This is a genomic window from Kitasatospora sp. NPDC056446, from assembly GCF_042796115.1.
In the GTDB taxonomy this organism is placed as follows: Bacteria; Actinomycetota; Actinomycetes; order Streptomycetales; family Streptomycetaceae; genus Kitasatospora.
Genome location: NZ_JBHTRF010000155.1, coordinates 1 through 4,946 on the forward strand (window position 1 = coordinate 1; position 4,946 = coordinate 4,946).

The following is a 4,946-nucleotide window of genomic DNA, read 5'->3' on the forward strand; positions in this document are numbered from 1 at the left end:
TTCCGGCTGTCTGTGCGCCGCCAGGGACTCGAACCCCGGACCCGCTGATTAAGAGTCAGCTGCTCTAACCAACTGAGCTAGCGGCGCCTGCTGACGTGGAGAACATTACCTGGTCAGCGGCCGAAACACACAATCGGCCAGGAAGGCGCCGGCGAGGGGCCGGGAGAGCCCGGGGGAGCCCGGAGCGGGCTCCCCCGGGGCTCACATGACCAGCACCACCTTGCCCCGGACGTGCCCGGTGCCGACCAGCCGGTGGGCTTCGGCGGCCTTCTCCACGGGCAGCACCTCGGCGATCTCCAGCCGCAGCGCGCCCGTCTCCCACAGCCGGACCAGCTCGGCCAGCCGTTCGGCCGTGCGCGGCGCCCGCAGCCCCCGGACGCCCAGGCGCTCGGCGCCCGGGTAGTCGACCACGGTGCCGATCCGGTCCCGGTCGGCGACCAGCTCGACCGAGGCCTCCAGCGCGCCCCGCCCGGCGGCGTCGAACGCGACGGTCACCCCCTGCGGCGCCACCGCCCGGACCCGTTCGACCAGGCCGTCCCCGTACGCCACCGGGATCACGCCGAGTTCGCGCAGGTAGTCGTGGTTGCGCTCGCTCGCCGTGCCGATGACGGTGGCGCCCCAGGCCCGGGCCAGCTGGACGGCGACCGTGCCGACCCCGCCGGAGGCGCCGTGCACCAGGACGGTGTCGCCGGGGCCGACCCCGAGCAGGGTGAGCGCCGAGTGCGCGGTCTGGCCGGAGGCGGAGAGCGCGCCGGCGTGCTCCCAGGGCATTCCGGCGGGCTTGGCCACCAGCTGGGCGGTGTCCACGGTGACCAGCTCGGCCTGGCTGTTCAGTGCCCGGAAGCCCAGTACCTCGTCGCCGACCGCCCGGTCCCCGCTGTCCGGTCCGAGCCGGTCGACCACCCCGGCGAACTCGTTGCCGAGGACGAACGGCGGCTCGACCGTCAGCCCCGGCGGCCGGAACCCCTCCCGGATCGCGAGGTCCACCGGCTGCACCCCGGCCGCGTACACCCGCACCCGCACCTCGCCCGGGCCGGGCTCCGGGTCGGGCACCTCGGTGACCCGCAGGACCTCGGGACCGCCGGACCCCGTCACGGTGACCGCCTTCATGTCTGCTCCCGCCCTCTCGACCGCTCGACTGCTCGAATGTTCGACTGCCCCGATCCTCCGGCCTGAAGTGCGCTTGAGGTCAACCCCTTGTTCGGCGTGTCTTCACTGATGGGCGCATTGTCAGATTTATCCTGGGCGGCGCTCAGCCGTCCGTCGTCGAGAGGAACCCCCCGTGGGCCAGCTGCCCCTGTTCTTCCTGGTGCTGCTCGCCTCCGTGGTCACCATGCCGCTAGGGCGCAAGACCGGCGTGCCGCAACCGGTCCTGATGACCCTGCTCGGCATCGTCATGGCACTCGTCCCGCAGATCCCGGACGTCAGCATCGAACCCGAGCTGATCCTCCCGCTGGTCCTGCCACCGCTGATCTTCGCGGTCGCCCGGCGCTCCTCGGTGCGCTACTTCAAGGCCAACGTCCGCTCGATCCTGCTGCTGGCCGTCGCCCTGGTGGTGGTCACCACCGTCGCGGTGGCCAGCACGGTGCACTGGCTGCTGCCCGCCCTGCCGCTCGCCGCCGCGATCGCGGTCGGCGCGCTGGTCTCCCCGCCCGACCCGGTCGCCGCCGTAGCGGTGGCCGGCAGCGTCGGCCTGCCCCGCCGCCTGGTGGCGATCCTGGAGAGCGAGGGGCTGTTCAACGACGTCACCGCGATCGTCATCTACTCGCTGGCCATCGACGCCGTGGTCAGCGGCGACTTCTCGATCGGCCACGCGGTGCTGCGCTTCGTCCTGTCCGCCGTACTGGCCGTGGTCGTCGGCGTCGTGCTCGGCTGGGTCAACACCAAGCTCGCCGAGCGCCTGGACGACCCGACCCAGCAGGTCGCGCTCAACCTGCTGGTGCCCTTCGCCGCCTACACCATCGCCGAGGAGATCCACGGCTCCGGCGTGCTCGCCGTCGTGGTCTGCGCGCTCTACCTCGCCGAGCGGGCCTCCGACGCCGACGCCGTCTCCTACCGGCTGGTCGGCAACGCCTTCTGGGAGGTGGTCGAGATCCTGATCACCGGCGTCGCCTTCGGCCTGATCGGCCTGGAGCTGGCCACTGTGCTCAAGGAGGCCGGGAGCGGCTGGACCGGCTTCATCGGCGACGCCGCCGTGGTCATCGCCGTCGTCGTGGTGGTCCGGCTGCTCTGGCTGCTGCCGGCCGGCTGGCTGTCGAAGAAGCTGCGGGCCGGCGACGACGAGGACACGCCCTTCAGCTGGAAGGAGAGCGTGATCCTCTGGTGGTCCGGCATGCGCGGCGTGGCCACCGTCGCGCTGGCGCTCGCCATCCCGCTCACCCTGCACTCCGGCGAGGACTTCCCCGAACGCGGCCGACTCGTCTTCATCGCCTTCAGCGTGGTGCTCTTCACCCTGCTGGTGCAGGGCCTGACCCTGCCCTGGCTGGCCAAGCGGTTCGAGCTGGACATCGACCAGGACAAGCACGAGCAGGCCGTCCGGCGGCTCTGGTGGCGGGCCGCCAAGGCCGGGCTCAAACGGCTCGGCGAACTGGAGGAGCAGGACCGGCTGCCCGCCGAGGTCGCCGACCGCCTGCGGGACCGTCAGCACGACCGGCTGGCCCGGCTCTGCCCGGAGAACTACGCCGAGGAGGAGGCCGCCGAGGCCAAGCTGCGGCTGTCCCAGTGGCGGGCCGCCCGGGAGGTCGAGCAGGAGATGATCGCCGCCTCCCGCCGCGAGATGCTCGCCGCCCGCAGTGAGCTCGGCGCCGATCCGGAGCTGGTCGACGAGGTGCTGCGGGGGCTCGACCTGCGCTCGGAACGGAAGTGACGGGCCGTCCCGGACACGGGTGACGGGACGGCGGCACCCGCCGGGCGGAATGTGCGCGACCGCCCCCGCGGTTGCATAGGCTGAACCCGGACAGGCCGTCAACGGAGTCGGCGCACCACCCGTACCCGCACGACCTCGCACAGACCCTCGCCGCCCGGCCCACCGCCGGGCCCCTGCCTGGCCCTGCCGGTTTCTGCACCCAGATGAATCGAGGAACCACCGATGTCGGAGACCCGCGCCGACGCCCGCACCCCGCTGGACCGCACCCCGCAGTGGGCCGCCCTGGCCAAGCACCGCGCCGAGCTGGGCGACACCCACCTGCGCGAGCTGTTCGCCGCCGACCCGGAGCGCGGCCGCCGCCTCACCCTGGGGGTCGGCGACCTGCACGTGGACTACGCCAAGCACCTGGTCACCGACGAGACGCTGGAACTGCTGCGCGAACTCGCCGCCGCCACCGGTGTCGCCGAGCTGCGGGACGCGATGTTCCGCGGCGAGAAGATCAACAACACCGAGCACCGCGCCGTCCTGCACACCGCGCTGCGCGCCCCGCGCGACGCCGTGATCGAGGTCGACGGCGAGAACGTGGTGCCGGCCGTGCACGCCGTCCTCGACCGGATGGCCGCCTTCGCCGACCGGGTCCGCAGCGGCGAGTGGAAGGGCCACACCGGCAAGTCGATCCGCGCCGTCGTCAACATCGGCATCGGCGGCTCCGACCTCGGCCCCGCGATGGCCTACGAGGTGCTCCGCTCCTTCACCGAGCGCGACCTCGACGTCCGCTTCGTCTCCAACGTGGACGGCGCCGACCTGCACGAGGCGGTCCGCGACCTCGACCCGGCCGAGACGCTGTTCATCGTCGCCTCGAAGACCTTCACCACCATCGAGACCATCACCAACGCGGTCTCCGCCCGCGACTGGCTGCTCGGCGGCCTGGGCGCCAGCACCGAGGCGGTGGCCAAGCACTTCGTCGCCCTGTCCACCAACGCCCAGGGCGTGCGGGACTTCGGCATCGACACCGCCAACATGTTCGAGTTCTGGGACTGGGTCGGCGGCCGCTACTCCTACGACTCGGCGATCGGCCTCTCGCTGATGATCGCCATCGGCCCGGACGCCTTCCGCGAGATGTTGGACGGCTTCCACCTGGTCGACGAGCACTTCCGCACCGCCCCGCCGGAGCGGAACGTCCCGCTGCTGCTCGGCCTGCTCGGGGTCTGGTACGGCGCGTTCTTCGACGCCCAGGCGCACGCCGTGCTGCCGTACTCGCACTACCTGTCCAAGTTCACCGCCTACCTGCAGCAGCTGGACATGGAGTCCAACGGCAAGTCGGTCACCCGCGACGGCACCCCGGTGGACTGGCAGACCGGCCCGGTGGTCTGGGGCACCCCCGGCACCAACGGCCAGCACGCCTACTACCAGCTGCTGCACCAGGGCACCAAGGTGATCCCGGCCGACTTCATCGGCTTCGCCGAGCCCGTCGCCGACCTGCTCCCGGGCCTGGTCGCCCAGCACGACCTGCTGCTGGCCAACTTCTTCGCCCAGACCCAGGCGCTGGCCTTCGGCAAGACCCCGGAGGAGGTCGCGGCCGAGGGCGTGCCGGCCGAACTCGTCCCGCACAAGACCTTCCGGGGCAACCACCCGACCACCACCATCCTGGCCGGTGCGCTGACCCCGTCGGTGCTCGGGCAGCTGGTCGCGCTCTACGAGCACAAGGTGTTCGTCCAGGGCGCGATCTGGAACATCGACTCCTTCGACCAGTGGGGCGTCGAACTGGGCAAGGTGCTCGCCAAGCGGATCGAGCCGGTGCTGCTCACCGGTGAGGGCGCCGAGCAGCTGGACAGCTCCACCGCCGAGCTGGTCGCCCGCTACCGGGCGCTGCGCGGCCGCTGAGGCGCGCTACCGGGTCGTCCGCAGCGGCGGACGGCCCGGTCCGCCTCCTGGGCCGCCTCCTGGGCCGCCTCCTCGTCCGCCTCCCAAGCGGACGGACCGCGGCCGGAAACGCCGGAAGGCCCCTCGCTTTCGCAAGGGGCCTTCCGGCTGTCTGTGCGCCGCCAGGGACTCGAACCCCGGACCCGCTGATTAAGAG

General features: G+C 72.2%; 3 protein-coding genes and 1 tRNA gene. 2 read left to right on the forward strand and 2 right to left on the reverse strand.

The window, feature by feature from the left end; genetic code table 11:
- Window positions 1-13: 13 nt before the first annotated feature.
- A tRNA-Lys gene (locus tag ACFQ6N_RS39960) sits at window positions 14-87 on the reverse strand.
- Between the two features lie 114 nt (window positions 88-201).
- Window positions 202-1,110: an NADP-dependent oxidoreductase gene (locus tag ACFQ6N_RS39965; protein ID WP_380659081.1), complete on the reverse strand. Its 909-nt coding sequence runs from the start codon at window positions 1,108-1,110 to the stop codon at window positions 202-204.
- A gap of 172 nt (window positions 1,111-1,282) precedes the next feature.
- Here ACFQ6N_RS39965 and ACFQ6N_RS39970 point away from each other — a divergent pair, with 172 nt between their 5' ends.
- The gene (locus ACFQ6N_RS39970) at window positions 1,283-2,866 is read left to right on the forward strand and encodes a Na+/H+ antiporter (RefSeq protein WP_380659082.1); all 1,584 of its coding nucleotides are present in this window, start codon (window positions 1,283-1,285) and stop codon (window positions 2,864-2,866) included.
- Window positions 2,867-3,088: 222 nt separating this feature from the next.
- Entirely contained in the window at window positions 3,089-4,750 is a 1,662-nt protein-coding gene (gene pgi, locus ACFQ6N_RS39975) for a glucose-6-phosphate isomerase (protein WP_380659083.1), read from the forward strand.
- Window positions 4,751-4,946 lie beyond the last annotated feature (196 nt).